This is a genomic window from Chryseobacterium sp. YR221 (assembly GCF_900176315.1).
GTDB lineage: Bacteria > Bacteroidota > Bacteroidia > Flavobacteriales > Weeksellaceae > Chryseobacterium > Chryseobacterium rhizosphaerae.
In genome coordinates, this window is record NZ_FWXM01000004.1 from 289,898 (window position 1) to 305,277 (window position 15,380).

The 15,380-nt window shown below is 36.8% G+C and carries 14 protein-coding genes; 4 read left to right on the plus strand and 10 right to left on the minus strand.

Annotation, left to right across the window (positions count from 1 at the left end; all coding sequences use genetic code 11):
- Nucleotides 1-3: 3 nt before the first annotated feature.
- The 4 genes from B8967_RS13740 to B8967_RS13755 all read right to left on the minus strand — a co-directional run bounded on the left by B8967_RS13740 (nt 4) and on the right by B8967_RS13755 (nt 4,466).
- Nucleotides 4-1,845: a T9SS type A sorting domain-containing protein gene (locus tag B8967_RS13740; protein WP_084086477.1), complete on the minus strand. Its 1,842-nt coding sequence runs from the start codon at nt 1,843-1,845 to the stop codon at nt 4-6.
- A gap of 18 nt (nt 1,846-1,863) precedes the next feature.
- Nucleotides 1,864-2,601 carry a hypothetical protein gene (locus B8967_RS13745; RefSeq protein WP_084086478.1) on the minus strand — a complete coding sequence of 246 codons (738 nt, stop codon included), beginning with the start codon at nt 2,599-2,601 and terminating at the stop codon, nt 1,864-1,866.
- A gap of 194 nt (nt 2,602-2,795) precedes the next feature.
- The gene (locus B8967_RS13750) at nt 2,796-3,215 is read right to left on the minus strand and encodes a DUF6146 family protein (protein WP_047484824.1); all 420 of its coding nucleotides are present in this window, start codon (nt 3,213-3,215) and stop codon (nt 2,796-2,798) included.
- Nucleotides 3,216-3,266: 51 nt separating this feature from the next.
- A complete protein-coding gene (locus tag B8967_RS13755) occupies nt 3,267-4,466 on the minus strand; it encodes an endonuclease/exonuclease/phosphatase family protein (RefSeq protein ID WP_047484826.1) in 1,200 nt (399 codons plus the stop codon).
- A gap of 404 nt (nt 4,467-4,870) precedes the next feature.
- Between B8967_RS13755 and B8967_RS13760 the strand changes: the two genes are divergently transcribed.
- On the plus strand, nt 4,871-7,615 hold the full coding sequence (locus B8967_RS13760; protein ID WP_047484828.1) for a TonB-dependent receptor: 2,745 nt from the start codon (nt 4,871-4,873) through the stop codon (nt 7,613-7,615).
- A gap of 10 nt (nt 7,616-7,625) precedes the next feature.
- Nucleotides 7,626-9,785, plus strand: a complete 2,160-nt coding sequence (locus B8967_RS13765; RefSeq protein WP_084086479.1) for a DUF5689 domain-containing protein — start codon at nt 7,626-7,628, stop codon at nt 9,783-9,785.
- A gap of 69 nt (nt 9,786-9,854) precedes the next feature.
- Here B8967_RS13765 and B8967_RS13770 read toward each other — a convergent pair whose 3' ends face one another.
- The 6 genes from B8967_RS13770 to B8967_RS13795 all read right to left on the minus strand — a co-directional run bounded on the left by B8967_RS13770 (nt 9,855) and on the right by B8967_RS13795 (nt 14,297).
- On the minus strand, nt 9,855-10,424 hold the full coding sequence (locus tag B8967_RS13770; RefSeq protein WP_047484831.1) for an AidA/PixA family protein: 570 nt from the start codon (nt 10,422-10,424) through the stop codon (nt 9,855-9,857).
- A 260-nt stretch (nt 10,425-10,684) separates the two neighbouring features.
- Nucleotides 10,685-11,155: a DUF6702 family protein gene (locus B8967_RS13775; protein WP_228377469.1), complete on the minus strand. Its 471-nt coding sequence runs from the start codon at nt 11,153-11,155 to the stop codon at nt 10,685-10,687.
- 58 nt (nt 11,156-11,213) lie between these two features.
- Nucleotides 11,214-11,966 (minus strand): LOG family protein, encoded by a 753-nt coding sequence (locus B8967_RS13780; RefSeq protein WP_052188461.1) that lies wholly within the window; start codon nt 11,964-11,966, stop codon nt 11,214-11,216.
- Between the two features lie 10 nt (nt 11,967-11,976).
- A complete protein-coding gene (locus tag B8967_RS13785) occupies nt 11,977-12,690 on the minus strand; it encodes a nucleotidyltransferase family protein (protein WP_047484835.1) in 714 nt (237 codons plus the stop codon).
- Between the two features lie 78 nt (nt 12,691-12,768).
- Entirely contained in the window at nt 12,769-13,185 is a 417-nt protein-coding gene (locus B8967_RS13790) for a RapZ C-terminal domain-containing protein (protein ID WP_084086480.1), read from the minus strand.
- A gap of 86 nt (nt 13,186-13,271) precedes the next feature.
- Nucleotides 13,272-14,297 (minus strand): aminoglycoside phosphotransferase family protein, encoded by a 1,026-nt coding sequence (locus B8967_RS13795; RefSeq protein ID WP_084086481.1) that lies wholly within the window; start codon nt 14,295-14,297, stop codon nt 13,272-13,274.
- A 121-nt stretch (nt 14,298-14,418) separates the two neighbouring features.
- Between B8967_RS13795 and xrtF the strand changes: the two genes are divergently transcribed.
- Both xrtF and B8967_RS13805 read left to right on the plus strand, forming a co-directional pair.
- Nucleotides 14,419-14,949 carry an exosortase family protein XrtF gene (xrtF, locus tag B8967_RS13800; RefSeq protein WP_084086482.1) on the plus strand — a complete coding sequence of 177 codons (531 nt, stop codon included), beginning with the start codon at nt 14,419-14,421 and terminating at the stop codon, nt 14,947-14,949.
- The gene (locus B8967_RS13805; RefSeq protein WP_047484843.1) at nt 14,936-15,370 is read left to right on the plus strand and encodes an exosortase F system-associated membrane protein; all 435 of its coding nucleotides are present in this window, start codon (nt 14,936-14,938) and stop codon (nt 15,368-15,370) included. Before xrtF ends, B8967_RS13805 begins: the two co-directional genes overlap by 14 nt.
- The last annotated feature ends 10 nt before the right edge of the window (nt 15,371-15,380 follow it).

Consider the following 15,380-nt stretch of genomic DNA (forward strand, 5'->3'; position numbering starts at 1 on the left):
ATATTATTTTAAAATAACGGTTTTACTCACCTGTCTCTTTTCAAGATTTATTTTTAAGAAATAATTACCTTTTAGGAGATTCTGAACATTTGCATCAGAAGTAGTTCCTTTCAGTACCATCTTTCCGGAGAGGTCATACATTTCCCATGAAAGAAGTTTCTCGCTGCCTGTACTTATTTTAAAATACCCTGAGGCAGGATTAGGATGAATTTTAATCTCTGCAGGTAATATCTGAGTTTCAGAAGCCTTAGCCATTGAATTTACCGGAGGGATTTTGGTGAAGGTATTGTTGTCTTCACATGGTCCAATATAAGCATGGAATATGCCCACATCTTGTCCGGTAGCGTAGAAGCCCGGTAATAACTGAATCTGATAACCCGCTCTGTAGGTGACCTCAAGGTTAGGATATATCTGTGAGCTTGCATAGATTCCTCCACTTGCCTGAAAAGTCTGAGAGGTAACCACCTTTTCGTTGATATACATTTCTTCAAAACATGGGCTATTGCAGTTTTTAAAAGAAACATCAGGACCTGGAGGGTTGGTATGGTTAGCCGAAACCTCCGGCTGGTTAATTCCTCCCGTATTATAAATCATTCTTACTCTAAAGTTGAATTCTGTATTAGAGGTCATCCCTGAAGGATAAAAGGAATAACTACTTACGTAGAAACTGAAATTATTAGTACTCGGAAAGTTGGGAGACGTTAACGTCGTAACAAGATTTCCTGTGCTCGCTTCGAGGATGTCAAGCTTGATACCGGCTCCAGGCATTTGAAACGTTGCATTAGGAGGAAGCTGGTAGTTACCCGTGATATACATAGGATCTTCAGGACATCCTGTTTGGCTTCGGGGATGAAGGTTGATTGTTCCAACACTAGGGATATTGCAGTTAGGAGGTAACCCACAGAAATCATCAAAATAGCCATATCCATAATGGCCGCTATTTCCGCAGTTTGACATAATGATTTCCAGTGTTACAAACTGTCCCATATATTGTGAAGTATCAATATTTTCACATCTCCATCCGGAGTATAAAATGTTGTTGGAAGGATTATAGTTAAAAATAGGATTGGAGACTCCATCAACGGTTCTTTGGTAGACTATATTACCGCTGCTGTTTTTCAGCCTTACCTGATAATAGGGATATCTTGTATCCTTGGTATGGCCACCATCTGCAGGATTTTGGAAAAATAAAGCATAGGCATAGCTGATACTCCTCTCATTGACAATAAACTGTCGTCTTAGCAATGACGCTCTTCTGGACAATACGCTGGTAGGCTGGTTGAGCCTAATGGCATATTTTCCGGAATATACTCTTGGAATACTTGGAATGTTAGGATCAGCAGAACCGGCATCTACTAAGGTAACATTGGAGTTGGGAGCAGGATTGACCACGGTGGTCGGTGTAAGTGTGTACTGTGCCCAGGTAGACTGATCATATACATCACTGGCAAATCCATAGCCTGCTGTAGAACCTCCGTTATCTTCAAAACCTCCATTCGTACACTGCTGAAGAACCTGTGCGAAATACAGACTTACTTTTTCTGGATTTTTTTTGAAATATTCATTTCTTAGCTTTTGACGCTTTGCGGTATTAAGTGCAGTGGCATAATCCGAAGCAGAAAGTGGCTGGCCGGTTTCTTTATTGGTAGTATCTACAGAGTTGATGACCGTTGTAAAATCAAATGTATTGATATTCTGAGTGATAAAGTTTTCAATTTCAATTTCAACAAGAGCTACTTTATCAAGCCTTTTCTTCTCATCTTTCAGATAAGTTTCTTCATAACTTTGTGCGGTAATTTGAATTACGGCAAAGCACAAGGTTAATAGTATTAGAATTTTTTTCATAAATAATAACTGTATAGGTTATTTTTTGGCTTGCTCTAAAGCCTCGATTCTCTTTTGCTGCTCTTTAATCAGCTTATTCTGTTCAATGGTATAAAGGGTAAGCTCTTCAATTTTCTGCAGCAGTAAATTTGACATTTCTCCTACATTGAGTCCTTTTTCCTGTATTTCTTTTGCTGATGGAATATGGGGAAGGTGATTATTTTCCTTGGTGAATTTTTCTACATCTTCAAGTGTGGGTATTGTATATTCCGGTTTTAAGCTGGAAGATCCCGTGTAATATTTCTGGAATACATAATCTGCAGGTACGTTAAGATCTACTTTTACTTCTTCGGCGTGGATCTTTCCCTTTACGGTTAACTTGGCATCCGGGTTTAAGGAGCCCATTCCAATATTTCCATTGTCATGAAGGAATAATGGGGCATCACAAATTCCTGTTGAACAAGGGGCAATAGCATCATACCTCATGAAAGCCAATCCTTTTGCCCATTGATTTCCTTTCCATATAGCCCATTCTTTTACATTTCCCTGCTGAGTGTAAGAGTCATCAATAAACCTTAGACCAGTTGGGATATAACCACCGTTTCCTCTTATGACGGGAATATTTCCATTAGCATTAATGTCTAAAGACCCTTGTGGAGATGCAGTGTTAATTCCTACATTCGTATTCGTTGAAACAGATGGTGTTCCCGGGATATAAAGCTGAGCGCTTAGCAGACATACAGATAGCACAGACAGTGCTGAGAGCATTTTCTTCATGAGTTAAATTCGTTTTTTATAGGTTATTAGTTACTGAAAATTAAAATTCAGTGATATGCAAATGTAGTTAAAACTTAGGATGAATTTGTGAATAATTTTTGAATTTTATCATAGTGTTTACATAAAGAATATGTAATAAATGAGAATTCAGAAAAAAGGTTCAGAAAAACCTCTGAACCTTTTTTTAATGTGTATTATCTAGCTCCGTCGCTTCCGGACAGCCCATTCATTTTGAGGCCGTACTTCCACTTTACGTATGCAAAAACCTGATAGAGCTTATATTCAAATTTTATCCCGTAGTTTTCCCGTGGGTCATAATCTATTCCTGATTCTATAACATTCCTGTACTTGCCGGTGTTATAATAGCTATTCCATTCATTGACTAAGAATGCATTTTTGTTTTTCAGATAAGATTCTGAATACTGATTCATTGGTTTGGCAATCGCGTTCAAAAAATAATCAAACTGGGTATCTATTACAACGATATCCCATTCTCCGTCTTCATTTTTAGAAGGCTTCATTTCGGTTTGTTCTTTATTATTTTTAGGATTATTCTGAGAATAACAACTGTATGGAAGAATGGCCATAAGCAGTAGTAAAACAAAATTTTTCATGATGCAATATTTATACTAAAAAAGCACTCCAATAAGAGTGCCTTTCTGTATTTATTTTTTAATATATTCTTTCTGAACTACAGAAACCGCTGGGAAGTGGTCACTGTATCCACCTGTGAACCGGTCTCCATCCCAAGAACGTAACGGATACCCTTTCCATTGTCCTTCTTTGTTTACAAGATAAGCAGGCGCATAGATCTCTGCTTTATAGATGGTATAGGTAGGCGTTATTTTTTCCGGTGAATAAAGATTTCTTGAAACAATAATCTGATCAAACAAGTTTGGAGCATCTCTGTACGCCAGTGAAGCAACACCTGCCTTATATAATTTGTACATCAGGTTATAATAAGGAGTCTTATCTGATAACTCACTCGGATCGCCTACTGCAGCTAAGTGTTTTTTCAAACTCGGGCTTACAGGGTCATCATTATAGTCACCCATGGAGAATAACTTAATTCCCGGATTTTCAGCAGTTACTTTATCCATTTCGTTTTTCAGTACAGTAGCAGCTGTATTTCTTTTGGCAAGAGAAATTGCTTCCCCACCTTTTCTGGATGGCCAGTGGTTCATAAAGATACCTACTTTTTCTCCATCCAATAATCCAATAGCTATAACAATATCTCTGGTATATTCTCTTTTCCCGTTTTCATCGTAAATTTTAATCTCTTTTTTATAAGAATCCAACAGAGAAAATCTTCCTTTTTGATAAATAATAGCTACATCAATTCCTCTGAAATCATAAGAATTAAAATGAACAATCCCATAATTGCTTCGTGCCAAAGCAGGTTGTTTGATTAAGTCTTCAATAACCTGTCTGTTTTCAACCTCTATTAATCCGCAGATTGCGGGGTTGTCATTAGTGTACTGTCTCCCTAGTTCCGAAATCACTTTTGCCTCATTGGCTAGTTTTTGATTATAATACTTTGTTCCCCATCTTTTAGGGCTGTTGGCTGTAAAGTCCTCAGATAAAAACTGTTTTCTGATCACTTTTTTTCCAATTAACAAATCATCGCTCCATTCTCCTTTATAGTCTTCTGTCGTTTCAAGAAATTTTAAAGAATCTACAGGTACACTTCTGTGAAATTTAGGATTGGAAAGAGGTAAAGTTCCATCAATATAATCTGCAGAAGGAATGGTGTCCCAAAGGTTTTCTACATTGAGGAAGGCAATAGCTGCTCTTTTAACCTGCTTCTGTTGTGAGAAAGCAGAACTGAAGCAAAACAGGGCGGCAATGATTAAATATTTTTTCATATTCTTATTATATTCAAAAAATTGAGGGGGTAAAATTACTAATTTTATATAAGAATAAAGACTAAAATAATTTGAGTTTAGTTTAATAAAAAGTTAAGAATAAGGTTGAAAGCTAAAACAGGAGCTGTGGGAAGCGCTCATTTTTTTATAGATTTAATTTTGCCAGCATGCGTATTCATTATATAATCTATAGTAAATGGCCTTCATTTTTAACGTAAATTTAAATAGAAAGAATAGTATTATTGTATTTTTCGCAATTGATGAAAATTAGCACATATTTTTATGATAATAGTGGGGTGTTAAGGAAAATTAATAGAATAAAGAGCTAAAAATGTTTGAGTTAATGAAAATAGTTCTAAATTTGTTGCCCCTTAAATAAAGAAGGAGTTAAAAATAAGTTTATTATGATTAAAAAACTATCCCTAATCTCTTTATTTACTTTAATGCCTGCATCTTTTTACTTTGCGCAAACCACTGTGTATGCGTATGTTAAGGATCAGGATGGTAAGCCTTTAGAGAAAGCAGAAGTAGATCTAGCACAATCCAGCGACGACGTGACCGCGGATAAAATTGGGTACTTCCAGTTTGTGGATTTAAAACCTGGACACTATCTTATTACGGTGGCAAAACCGAACTTTGAGTCAAAAATCTTAGAGTTTGATGTGGCTGCAAATGAGAAGAGAAAAGACTTAGGTGTTATTACACTTAATTACACTTTGGGATCAGACGCAGGAGTTATAGTCATTGACGACTCTGCCAGTGATTCTGAGGACGGAGGCTCATCTATGCAGCCTACTGTAGGACTTTTAAGCTCAGGAAGAGATGCTTTTCAGAATGTTTCTGCTTTTGAACTCGGTGCTTACTGGTTCAGACCAAGAGGGGTAGACAACAGATTTGAAGATGTTCTTTTTAACGGAGTATCCATGTCTAAGAACGATGACGGAAGAATAGACTTCAACAATTGGGGAGGAATGAATGATGTGACCAGATATCCTTATGAGAATGTAGACAATATTACACCTTCAGAATATACTTTTGGAAACTTAGGTGGGGTAGTATACTATAATACCAGAGCTTCCAGCTATAGAAAACAAACTTCATTAGCCTATTCATTTACGAACAGAAGCTACCTGCACAGAGCTATGGCTACCTATTCGTCGGGGCTTACTAAAAACGGATGGGCTGTAACTGTCTCTGCAAGCAGAAGATGGGGAGACAGAGCCATCATTGATGGAGTTTACCAGGATGCCTATGCTTATTTTGCTTCTATTGAGAAAAAATTTACAGATAGACACTCTATTAACCTAACTGCTTTCGGATCTCCGACCTACAGGGCTTCCAATGCTCCGAATACTCAGGAGGTGTATGACCTGATGGGTAAAAATTATAACTCATACTGGGGATGGCAGGATGGAGAGAAAAGAAACTCCAGAATCAGGAATGTTTTTGAACCTATGTTCATCTTAACAGATTACCTGAAAGTGGGAAAAAATTCAAACTGGACAAACACTGTATCTTATCAGTTTGGTAGCGATGCGAGAAGCAGACTAGACTGGTTCCATGCTCCGGATCCAAACCCTACTTATTACAGAAAATTACCAAGCTACGGACTTCTTTCTGCTGATGAATTCAGACAGCAGTCACAAATAGACTGGAACTCTCTTTATAATGCCAACCGCCTTAACCTTGTGGATGGTGATGGAAAAGCGAGAGGGGCTGTGTATACTATTGTAGAAGACGTTAATAAAGATAAAACGTTCAACTTTTCATCTCACTTTGATACAAGGCTGAAAGATAATTGGAAATTGAACGTAAACTTCAACTATCAGAATTTAAAATCTGATAACTTCAGAAGAGTTAAAGACTTATTGGGAGCTAATTTTGCCAATAATCTCAATGCATTTAACGGAGATGCAAAGTATGATGCTGATAATGGAAATACAGAAGTAAGAGAAGGAGACAGAACCCAGTATTCTTACGAATTAACTAGAAATCATTATTCATTGAACATCTCTTCTGAAATAGATTTTAACAAATGGAATGTTGTTGCTTCCGTTTTCTCATCTTATTCCGAAGCGTACAGAGAAGGAAATTTCAGAAGTGGAATTGCCAGATTCAGAGATAATTCTAAAGGTAAGAGTTCTGTATATGATGCTTTAGATGCTGGGGTTAAAGGTAAAATTACCTATAAAATCAATGGTAAAAACTTTATTGTTTATAATGGAGCTTTCTTTAGCTTAGCACCTACGCTTAATGAAATCTATATCAACCCAAGAATGGTGGATTACCAAACGCCGGGAGTGGGTAACCAGATGATCAATTCTAATGATCTGAGTTATGTGATGAGAGGACAGATTTTAAAACTGAGACTATCGGGGTACTTAACGACGATTCAAAACGCTACTGAAATTTCAAGATATTATGCTGACGTAAATGACGGTACCCTGGGGAATTCTTTCAGTACTTTGGTTAATGAAGCAATGAGCGGAGTTAATAAAAGATACATGGGACTTGAATTAGGTTTTGACGTTAAAATCACGCCTACATTAAATGCAGTAGGGGTAGCCAGTGTAGGGGAATACAAATACACGAACAATCCTGAAGTATCTACTTTTGATGACTTAAACGGATTTAGAGGAACAGACGTTTGGGGTAAAGCTAATGTTAAAGGATATAAAGTAGCCGGAACACCACAAAAAGCATTCTCTTTCGGATTAAAATACAATTCTCCGAAATACTGGTGGGTAGGAGCATCTGCGAACTATCTGATGGATCAGTATCTTGATTTCTCAGCGTTGAACAAGACTCCTTATATGTATACGGATCCACAGACCAATGATCCTTTTGCCGGAGTAACTCCTGAACTGATTGAGCTTATTACCAAGCAGAAGAAATTCGATAACCAGTTTATGCTGAACGCCAATGCCGGTAAATCTTTCCAGTTTGGAAAATACAGAATGGGAATCAGTGTTTCTGTAAACAATATCCTGAACAACAGAAATTATGTAACCGGAGGATTTGAACAAGGACGAAATGTGAACTTTAGTGATGCACTTGCCGATGCCCAAAGAGAAACTCCTTATTTTGGACCAAAACTTTGGTATGACAGAGGAATCACTTTCTTTACTAACGTTTATTTAAGATTCTAAAACGACTACAATGAAAAAATATAACTCAATTTTAAAATATATTTTTATCACAGCAGCTTCCTTGTTTATAACGACAGGATGTGTGCACGATGATAAATACGATCAGCCCAATCTTGACGGCTACGACTGTGCCGATAAAAACGGGATTGTAATGCCTTTTGCTGACGTAAAAGCGAAATTTCAGAATAATGTAACCTATGCCTTTCCGGAAGACACCACTCCCAATAATGAGGCTGACGACTTATATTTGGTGGGATATGTTTCTTCTACGGATGAAACAGGAAATATTTATAAAACGATCTACGTTCAGGATGCACTGGAAAATCCTACACAAGGGTTTACCGTGAGTGTAGATGCAGTAAGTACTTATACCAAATATCCTCAGGGATCAAAAGTATATATCAAACTTAACGGACTTGCTGTAGGGGCTTATGGAAGCCTTGTACAGCTTGGTGTGAAAACAGGGGCCGAAACGTCTGCTTCGTCTGTATCAAGAATTCCTGAAAAACTTGTTGGAAAACATATCTTCAGATCTTGTGCTCCGAAAGGAAAGATTGTACCGAAAATAATGAAACTGGCTGACATGGTTCCTGCCAATGATCAATATTTCGGATGTCTGATCCAGGTAAATGATGTAGAATTTGATGCGAGAGCTTTATGTACTACCTATGCACCTAATGGAGTAACGGTGGATAAAACAATAGGTGAAGGATGGGCAGCTGGAAAATATGCAAAAACTGCGGTGGTAAGAAACAGTGGATTTGCAGCATTTGCAGGTCAGCTTCTTCCTTCCGGTAATGGTAAATTTGTTGGAATTTACAGTAAATTCCAATCTGGAAATACAACTACGTATCAGTTATATGTAAACAAGTCGGAAGATCTTGATATGAAGAAATTCCCACGTTTAGACGGGCTTACAGAAGGACCATGTGACTTTAATCCAGGTTCACTTACGGCTAAAACCGTTGCCGATGTGAAACAATTGGCTGCAGGAACTACAAACTGGGTACAGATCACTTCAGATTCTTATCTTAAAGCTCAGGTGGTAGCTAATGATGAAACAGGAAACCTTTATAAGTATGTATATGTTGAAGATGCTACAGGAGGGATCAGAATAAACATGAATAAAACAAACCTGTATCTTGACAGCAGATTCAGATTAGGTAAAGATGTGAATATCAAACTTAAAAATCTGTATGTAAGAAGTGTAAACGGAGAAGTTCAGTTAGGGTCTTTATTCAGTAACAATACACAGTTCGGACAGATAGAGGAAGTAGATATGTACAAATATTTCTTCGATAGCAATACCGCTTCAAGACCGGTAGTGCCTTCCGAGAAAACAATATCTCAGCTAACAACAGGTGATGTTGGAAGATGGATTAAAATTAAAGATCTTCAGTTTGTTGATGGAGATCTGGGAAGAACACTAACCGATGGTAATGCTGTAACAAGCAGAACTCTTCAGGATTGCTCAGGAAATACAGTGATTTTAAGAACGAGCGGTCAGGCTAGTTTTGGAGGTATTAAACCTGGTGGATATGAAGTAAAAGGAGGAAAAGGAGATGCCTATGCTATTTTAAGTATCTATAATGGAACCTATCAGCTATGGATTACTAAGCTGGCAAATATAGACTTTGATGCACCAAGATGTGACGGTAGTGTATATACCCCTATTCCGGTTGTATACAGCGATGATTTTGCAGCAGGTGGATTCAGCTCAGACTGGACCGTGAAAAATGTGACGGGTCCTCAGGTTTGGCAGACATCTAACCAAGGAAACGGGCAGAATTATTACGCCATGATGAATGGTAATGCAGGAGGTGCCGGAAATAACATTGTGAATGAAGACTGGTTGATTTCCAAAGCAGTTAGCCTGGTTGGAAAAACTAAAGCTGCAGTGAGCTTTTCAACAGACGTAAGATATGCAGGAAATGCTTTACAGGTATATGCTACAGATAATTATACCGGTGATCCTGCAACCACAACATGGACATTATTACCGGCTACTTTAGATACCAATGCGAATGCATTCGGTGACTGGGTTGGGTCTGGTAATGTAAACTTAAGCGCTTTCTTAGGGAAAAATGTAAGAATCGCATTTAAATATACTTCTACTACTGCTGCCGCAGCAACGTGGGAAGTAGATGATTTCAAGATAAAAGCACAATAATCATTGCTTATGATATGAAAAGCCGGCTCGTAAGAGCCGGCTTTTTTATGCCATATAAAATAATAGGTACTACTTAACCGTAATGGTTGGGTCCCAACGACAGTAACTGTAAAGATTTTGTTTGTCACTGTTCTTAGGATCTAAGGTATATAACGCAAAATAAATATAATAGCTTCCCTGTCCGGTGCCACCTATCCTTGCATCCAAACTTTGAAAAAGAACGTTGGCAGGTAAAGCAGGAAGGCCATCGGCTTTTGTATGATCAGGTATTGCCGCTTGTTTTCTGTCTACCCCCTCATATTGGATAGGGTTACCATTGAATACATCCACTCCGGCATAGTTTTGAACTTTGTAGATAATAATAGCATCATCTGAGTTCTGATATATCGAACAGCCTCTGAAACATACAGTATCTCCGGCTCTTGCTGTGAAGTTTAAGTCTCCTGTTGCCTGTCCTCCGGCAACGTTTGTAGTGGGAACGATCATATATTTTCCTGCATGATCAATAGGTACCGCTTTAGTAATGTCATCTGTACAAGGGGTAAGGTTATTTGATTTCATGTATTCTTTTACGTAATCCGTGTCAATGACAACCATAATGTCTATTTCCTGACTTGATGCTAATTGTGATGTGTCCATGTGATTTGTTTTTTAATGATTTGTTTTCCTTACTCGTATGGCTTTTCAGATTCCGCCCCGTTTTTTATGTGATATCGGCTTCAACATTGTAATTACATGACAAATGTAGGACGTTAAAAAGACCTGTGTTAGCGTATAAGTGCGGAATTTACGGTCAGTATTTTTACGTATTAATCCCTTTATGGTGATTTTTAATGCAAAAAAATATCCTAAAAGCTTAACTTCTAGGATACCTTTATACTGGTTAAATTTAATTCTTTTTAAAAAGAAACCTCGTTCACTTCTTTTCCTCTCTGGAAGTTCATCGTTTTCTGGCTGCCTTTATAGGCAATGTTCACCAGATTGATTTGCTTTGGAAAGGCGCTTAGAAGGATCGTATTTTTAATTTTTAAGGTATTGATATCTGAAACTCCTCCGGTTTCAAAATATACCCATACAGTTTCTCCACTTACCTGACTTCCGGTGAAAGTTATTGTTTTGGGAGCACCATTGACAAATACATCAAAATTGTTATTCACATATTTTTTAACTTCAGCTTCAAATCCTGCTGTATTAGGATTTATTTTAATAGCATCAGAGATATGGCTTGTATTCATTTTTGTGGTAAACTTCAATGTCTTGCTTCCATCAATATAATCAACCTTGGTCATTGAAGAGAAAAAGTCTACATACATAAAACTCATTAACACAAAAAATGTTAAAATTCCTGATATATATAAAAGTTTTTTCATCTTAATTAATAGATTTACAATCATACTTGCTAGTTATAAGTCACAAATAATATGCCAATTAAAAATTAACATTTACAGAATATTTATCATAAAATGCTTTAATATGCGCTACGGCCTCATCTGCAGTGTCTACCACTCTGTAAAGATCCAGATCATCTTCGGCAATCATGCCTTCTTTTAGCAGGGTTGCTTTGAACCAATCCAGCAATCCGCTCCAGAATTCACTTCCTACCAGAACAATCGGAAATTTTCCAATTTTATTGGTCTGAATCAGGGTCATTGCTTCTGTAAGCTCATCCAAAGTACCAAAACCACCTGGCATCACCACGAAGCCTTGGGAATATTTTACAAACATTACTTTTCTCACGAAAAAGTAATCGAAGTTCATAGAATACGATTTATTGATGTAAGGATTGAAATGTTGTTCAAAAGGAAGATCGATATTAAGCCCGATAGATTTTCCCTTAGCATTGAAAGCACCTTTATTTCCTGCTTCCATGATTCCGGGACCTCCTCCGGTAATAATTCCGAACCCTAATTTGGTGATCTTTTCGGCAATTTCTACAGCCATTTCATAGTATGGACTTTCCGGTTTCAATCGGGCAGAACCAAATATGGAAACACATGGGCCTATCTTAGCCAGCTTTTCATAGCCATCTACAAATTCAGCCATGACTTTGAAAACCATCCAGCTGTCCTTAGCGATTGTTTCGTCCCATGTTTTTTGTCTGAAACTGTTAAGTAATTTTGTTTCGTTTATGTCAAGCTCTGGATTTACTAAACTTTCATCCCTGGTTCCGTCAATTTCCATTTGCAAAAAATTATTTAAAATGTTTTTCGGCTTCTATTACAGATTCCGGTCTTCCGACATCTACGAGAATACTGTCATGTACAAAACCGTGAATATGTTCGGTCAGCATCAGATCCAGATATTCTTCCATAACAGAAAATTTGCCTGTTCTTTTTATTTTTTCAAAGATAAGAGGGTTGATGCAGTGGACACCACTGAAGGCAAGGGCTTTAAATCCTTTATTGAATTCTGCCAGCCTCTGCTCTCCTGTTTGCACATTCAGCCAGCCACGTAAAACCATCTCATCATTGAAAAGGAGTTTTCTCGAACTTTCACGGTCCGAAACTGCTAAAGTAGCAAAATCTTTTATCTTTTTATGATATTCTACCAATGTATTGATGTTTATATTGGTTAATATATCAGCATTCATGATTAAAAAATCTTCACCATGATCAAGAAACTTTCTAGCAAAAATTAAGCCGCCTCCGGTTTCCAATAGCTCATTGGTTTCATCAGATATTTCTATCTTACAACCGAAGTTATTATTTTTATGTAAAAAATCAACAATTTGGTCTCCAAAATGATGAATGTTGATCACAAAATCCTGTATTCCAAAACTTTTTAAATATTTGATATTTCTTTCCAAAAGAGGGATACCATTCACTTTTGCCAAAGCTTTCGGATGATGGTCTGTAAACGGTTTAAGCCTTGTGCCTTTTCCTGCTGCAAAAATAAGAGCCTTCATAATAGTATAGGTAATGAGTGATATGTAATGGGTAATAGAAAATAGGGAATAAGTAATAAAGGTATTACTTATTGCTCACTACTGATTACCATTGTTCAGCTGAGGTTGCTCATCATGGTGAAGGGTTACTTCTGTTCCTTCAGGGTATTTTTCCTTGATGAATTCTGCAATTTTAATGGCGGAGTATACAGATCGGTGCTGTCCTCCGGTACATCCGAAATTGATCTGAAGGTTTTCAAATCCTCTTGCCAGATAATCCTCGATATTGATAGAGATGATGGACTTTACCAATTCTAAAAACTTAGGCATTTCTGTCTTTGTTTCCAGGTATTCCTGAACTCCAATATCGTTTCCGGTCTGTATTTTATATTCTTCAATTCTTCCGGGATTTAAAATTCCTCTACAGTCGAAGGCGAAACCTCCTCCGTTTCCGGAGTGATCTTTTGGAATTCCTCCTTTTTTGTACGAAAAGCTGTGTATGTCTATGTGTAACATTTTTCTTCTTTTTTATATTTTTTTACCACTAAGGTATTTTAAGTTTTTAAGGTAAGATTTTGATCAATCCAAAAAATAAAGTATTCTTAATGATTCAAGTTTAGTATTTCCTCAATTTTTATTTTTGATTTTTCAAGAGACAACTGTTGAATGATCTTCTTCAGTTCCGGATAATTTTTCATCTCTTCCCATGAATCAGCAAACTGAGCGATATTTTTGATCCCTTTTTCCAGGCTTGCCAAAAAATGCTGCTTCCTTTGGATTAATCCCCGGAATCCGTAAGCTCCCAAAACCTGTAAAAAACGCATCATCTGAATAGGTTTCACAGAATTTTGCAGCTGAATTCTTGCTTCCGGATCTTCAAATTGCTGAATATAATATGCTAGCATTTCATTTTTGAAGTCTTCAGGGAAATCGGCTTTAGCTTGATAAATAAAGGAGATGACATCATACATCAATGGACCTTTCATGGCAGATTGATAATCAATAAATGAAACTTCATTTTTCTCATTCACCATAATATTTCTGGCCTGAAAATCACGGATCATGATTCCTCTGGGTTCCAGATTCTCAATAAGGAAAGCAATTTGCTTGAATTCTTTCAGTAGGGTAGATTTGTTGTACTCCAGCTCCAACACATCTGCCACGAAATTCTTAAAATAATATAAATCATGAATGACCGGAAGTTCATCATAATTTTCATATTCAAAAGTTTTTGTAAAATCAATTTTTCCCTGGGTTTGAATCTGGAGTCTGAATAACCGCTCCAAAGTCTGTTTTACAAGTGATTTTATTCGCGGTGAAAGCTGCTCTTTAGTAATCACCTCCGAAAGGGTTTGCTCCCCCAAAAACTCCTGTACATACATTTTTCTGTCATCCGAAACAGCTAAAATATGCGGGGTATTAAGGTGTAGTTCAGAGAAAACACCGGAATAGTAAAGGAAACTTTCATTTTCGGGAATGTTTTCATTGTAGGTGATGATGTACTTTTCAAGGTCGGTTATGGCCAGAAAATTTACCCTGGCAGAGCCGCTTTGAGCTAATGTGACGAATTCGGAAGATTTTTTACCACAATGGTTTTCAAAAAATCGTTTTGCGTTTTCAGAAGTCATAATATGAAAACAAATATACTAATTTAACATGAGTTGGAAACATGAGATTAAAATAGCTTCCCATCTTAACTTTTTTCATTAGGGCTCAGGTTATTACGGCCTAATTTTTATCTTTGTATTTATGTTAAAAGATTTCAAACCGGTTTTAGGTATTTTACTGCGATTCATCATCGTTTATCTGGTGTTGCTTTTTGCCTATCAGTTTTATCTTAACAGTGAGAAAGATCACGGATTGGATTCTTTTTCACGAATGATAGGAAATCAGGTCACATATCTTCAAAATAAAGGAGGTTACGAGACCGCTCTTTATGATGATGTGAAAAATGAACAGGTTTGGTTTTATGTAAAAGGGCAATATGTAACAAGAATGGTGGAGGGCTGTAATGCTATTTCTGTCATCATTTTATTTATGTCTTTTGTTTTTGCTTTTTATAAAGGAGCGAAAACTTTTGTTTTTGTGGGAGTAGGGTTGGTTTTACTCTATATCATGAATCTCCTGAGAATTGTTGGATTAAATATTGTCATGTCAGATTATCCTGAATACGGGAAGATGTTCCATGATTTTATTTTTCCCGCTATAATTTATGGAAGTGTTGTGGTGCTTTGGTTAATCTGGATTAAATTCTTTGCTTTACAAAATGAAAATTCTTAACTGGTTTCTGGTTATACTCGGTATTGGCGGTCTTATAGGAATAAGAGTGCTTGAGGATACTCTATTTTATGATCCCTTTCTTACGTATTTTCATGAAGCCAATAAAAATATTGAGTTCCCGGAATTTGAATGGGGAAGATTGATCATAGGATACCTGTTCAGGTTTATTTTAAATCTTCTTTTTTCATGCCTGATCGTTCAGGGATTATTTGAAAACAGGCAATGGACATTGCAGGGGGCTATTTTAATGAGTATTGTTTTTGTAATTACTTTTCCAGTTTATCTATACTGTATCCATGACAAGTTTGGGATAGGATATCTTTTCTCCTTTTATATGAGACGGTTTGTGATCCAACCTTTGATTATACTTTTAGTGGTTCCTATATTTTATTATAGAAAGCAAATGAATAAACAGGGGTAAGAAATCAGTC

Bases quoted from the DNA above. Each gene is read 5' to 3' on its own strand.
- B8967_RS13740 (WP_084086477.1), bottom strand. From the start codon at position 1,845: ATGAAAAAAATTCTAATACTATTAACCTTGTGCTTTGCCGTAATTCAA.
- B8967_RS13745 (WP_084086478.1), bottom strand. From the start codon at position 2,601: ATGAAGAAAATGCTCTCAGCACTGTCTGTGCTATCTGTATGTCTGCTA.
- B8967_RS13750 (WP_047484824.1), bottom strand. From the start codon at position 3,215: ATGAAAAATTTTGTTTTACTACTGCTTATGGCCATTCTTCCATACAGT.
- B8967_RS13755 (WP_047484826.1), bottom strand. From the start codon at position 4,466: ATGAAAAAATATTTAATCATTGCCGCCCTGTTTTGCTTCAGTTCTGCT.
- B8967_RS13760 (WP_047484828.1), top strand. From the start codon at position 4,871: ATGATTAAAAAACTATCCCTAATCTCTTTATTTACTTTAATGCCTGCA.
- B8967_RS13765 (WP_084086479.1), top strand. From the start codon at position 7,626: ATGAAAAAATATAACTCAATTTTAAAATATATTTTTATCACAGCAGCT.
- B8967_RS13770 (WP_047484831.1), bottom strand. From the start codon at position 10,424: ATGGACACATCACAATTAGCATCAAGTCAGGAAATAGACATTATGGTT.
- B8967_RS13775 (WP_228377469.1), bottom strand. From the start codon at position 11,155: ATGAAAAAACTTTTATATATATCAGGAATTTTAACATTTTTTGTGTTA.
- B8967_RS13780 (WP_052188461.1), bottom strand. From the start codon at position 11,966: ATGGAAATTGACGGAACCAGGGATGAAAGTTTAGTAAATCCAGAGCTT.
- B8967_RS13785 (WP_047484835.1), bottom strand. From the start codon at position 12,690: ATGAAGGCTCTTATTTTTGCAGCAGGAAAAGGCACAAGGCTTAAACCG.
- B8967_RS13790 (WP_084086480.1), bottom strand. From the start codon at position 13,185: ATGTTACACATAGACATACACAGCTTTTCGTACAAAAAAGGAGGAATT.
- B8967_RS13795 (WP_084086481.1), bottom strand. From the start codon at position 14,297: ATGACTTCTGAAAACGCAAAACGATTTTTTGAAAACCATTGTGGTAAA.
- xrtF (WP_084086482.1), top strand. From the start codon at position 14,419: ATGTTAAAAGATTTCAAACCGGTTTTAGGTATTTTACTGCGATTCATC.
- B8967_RS13805 (WP_047484843.1), top strand. From the start codon at position 14,936: ATGAAAATTCTTAACTGGTTTCTGGTTATACTCGGTATTGGCGGTCTT.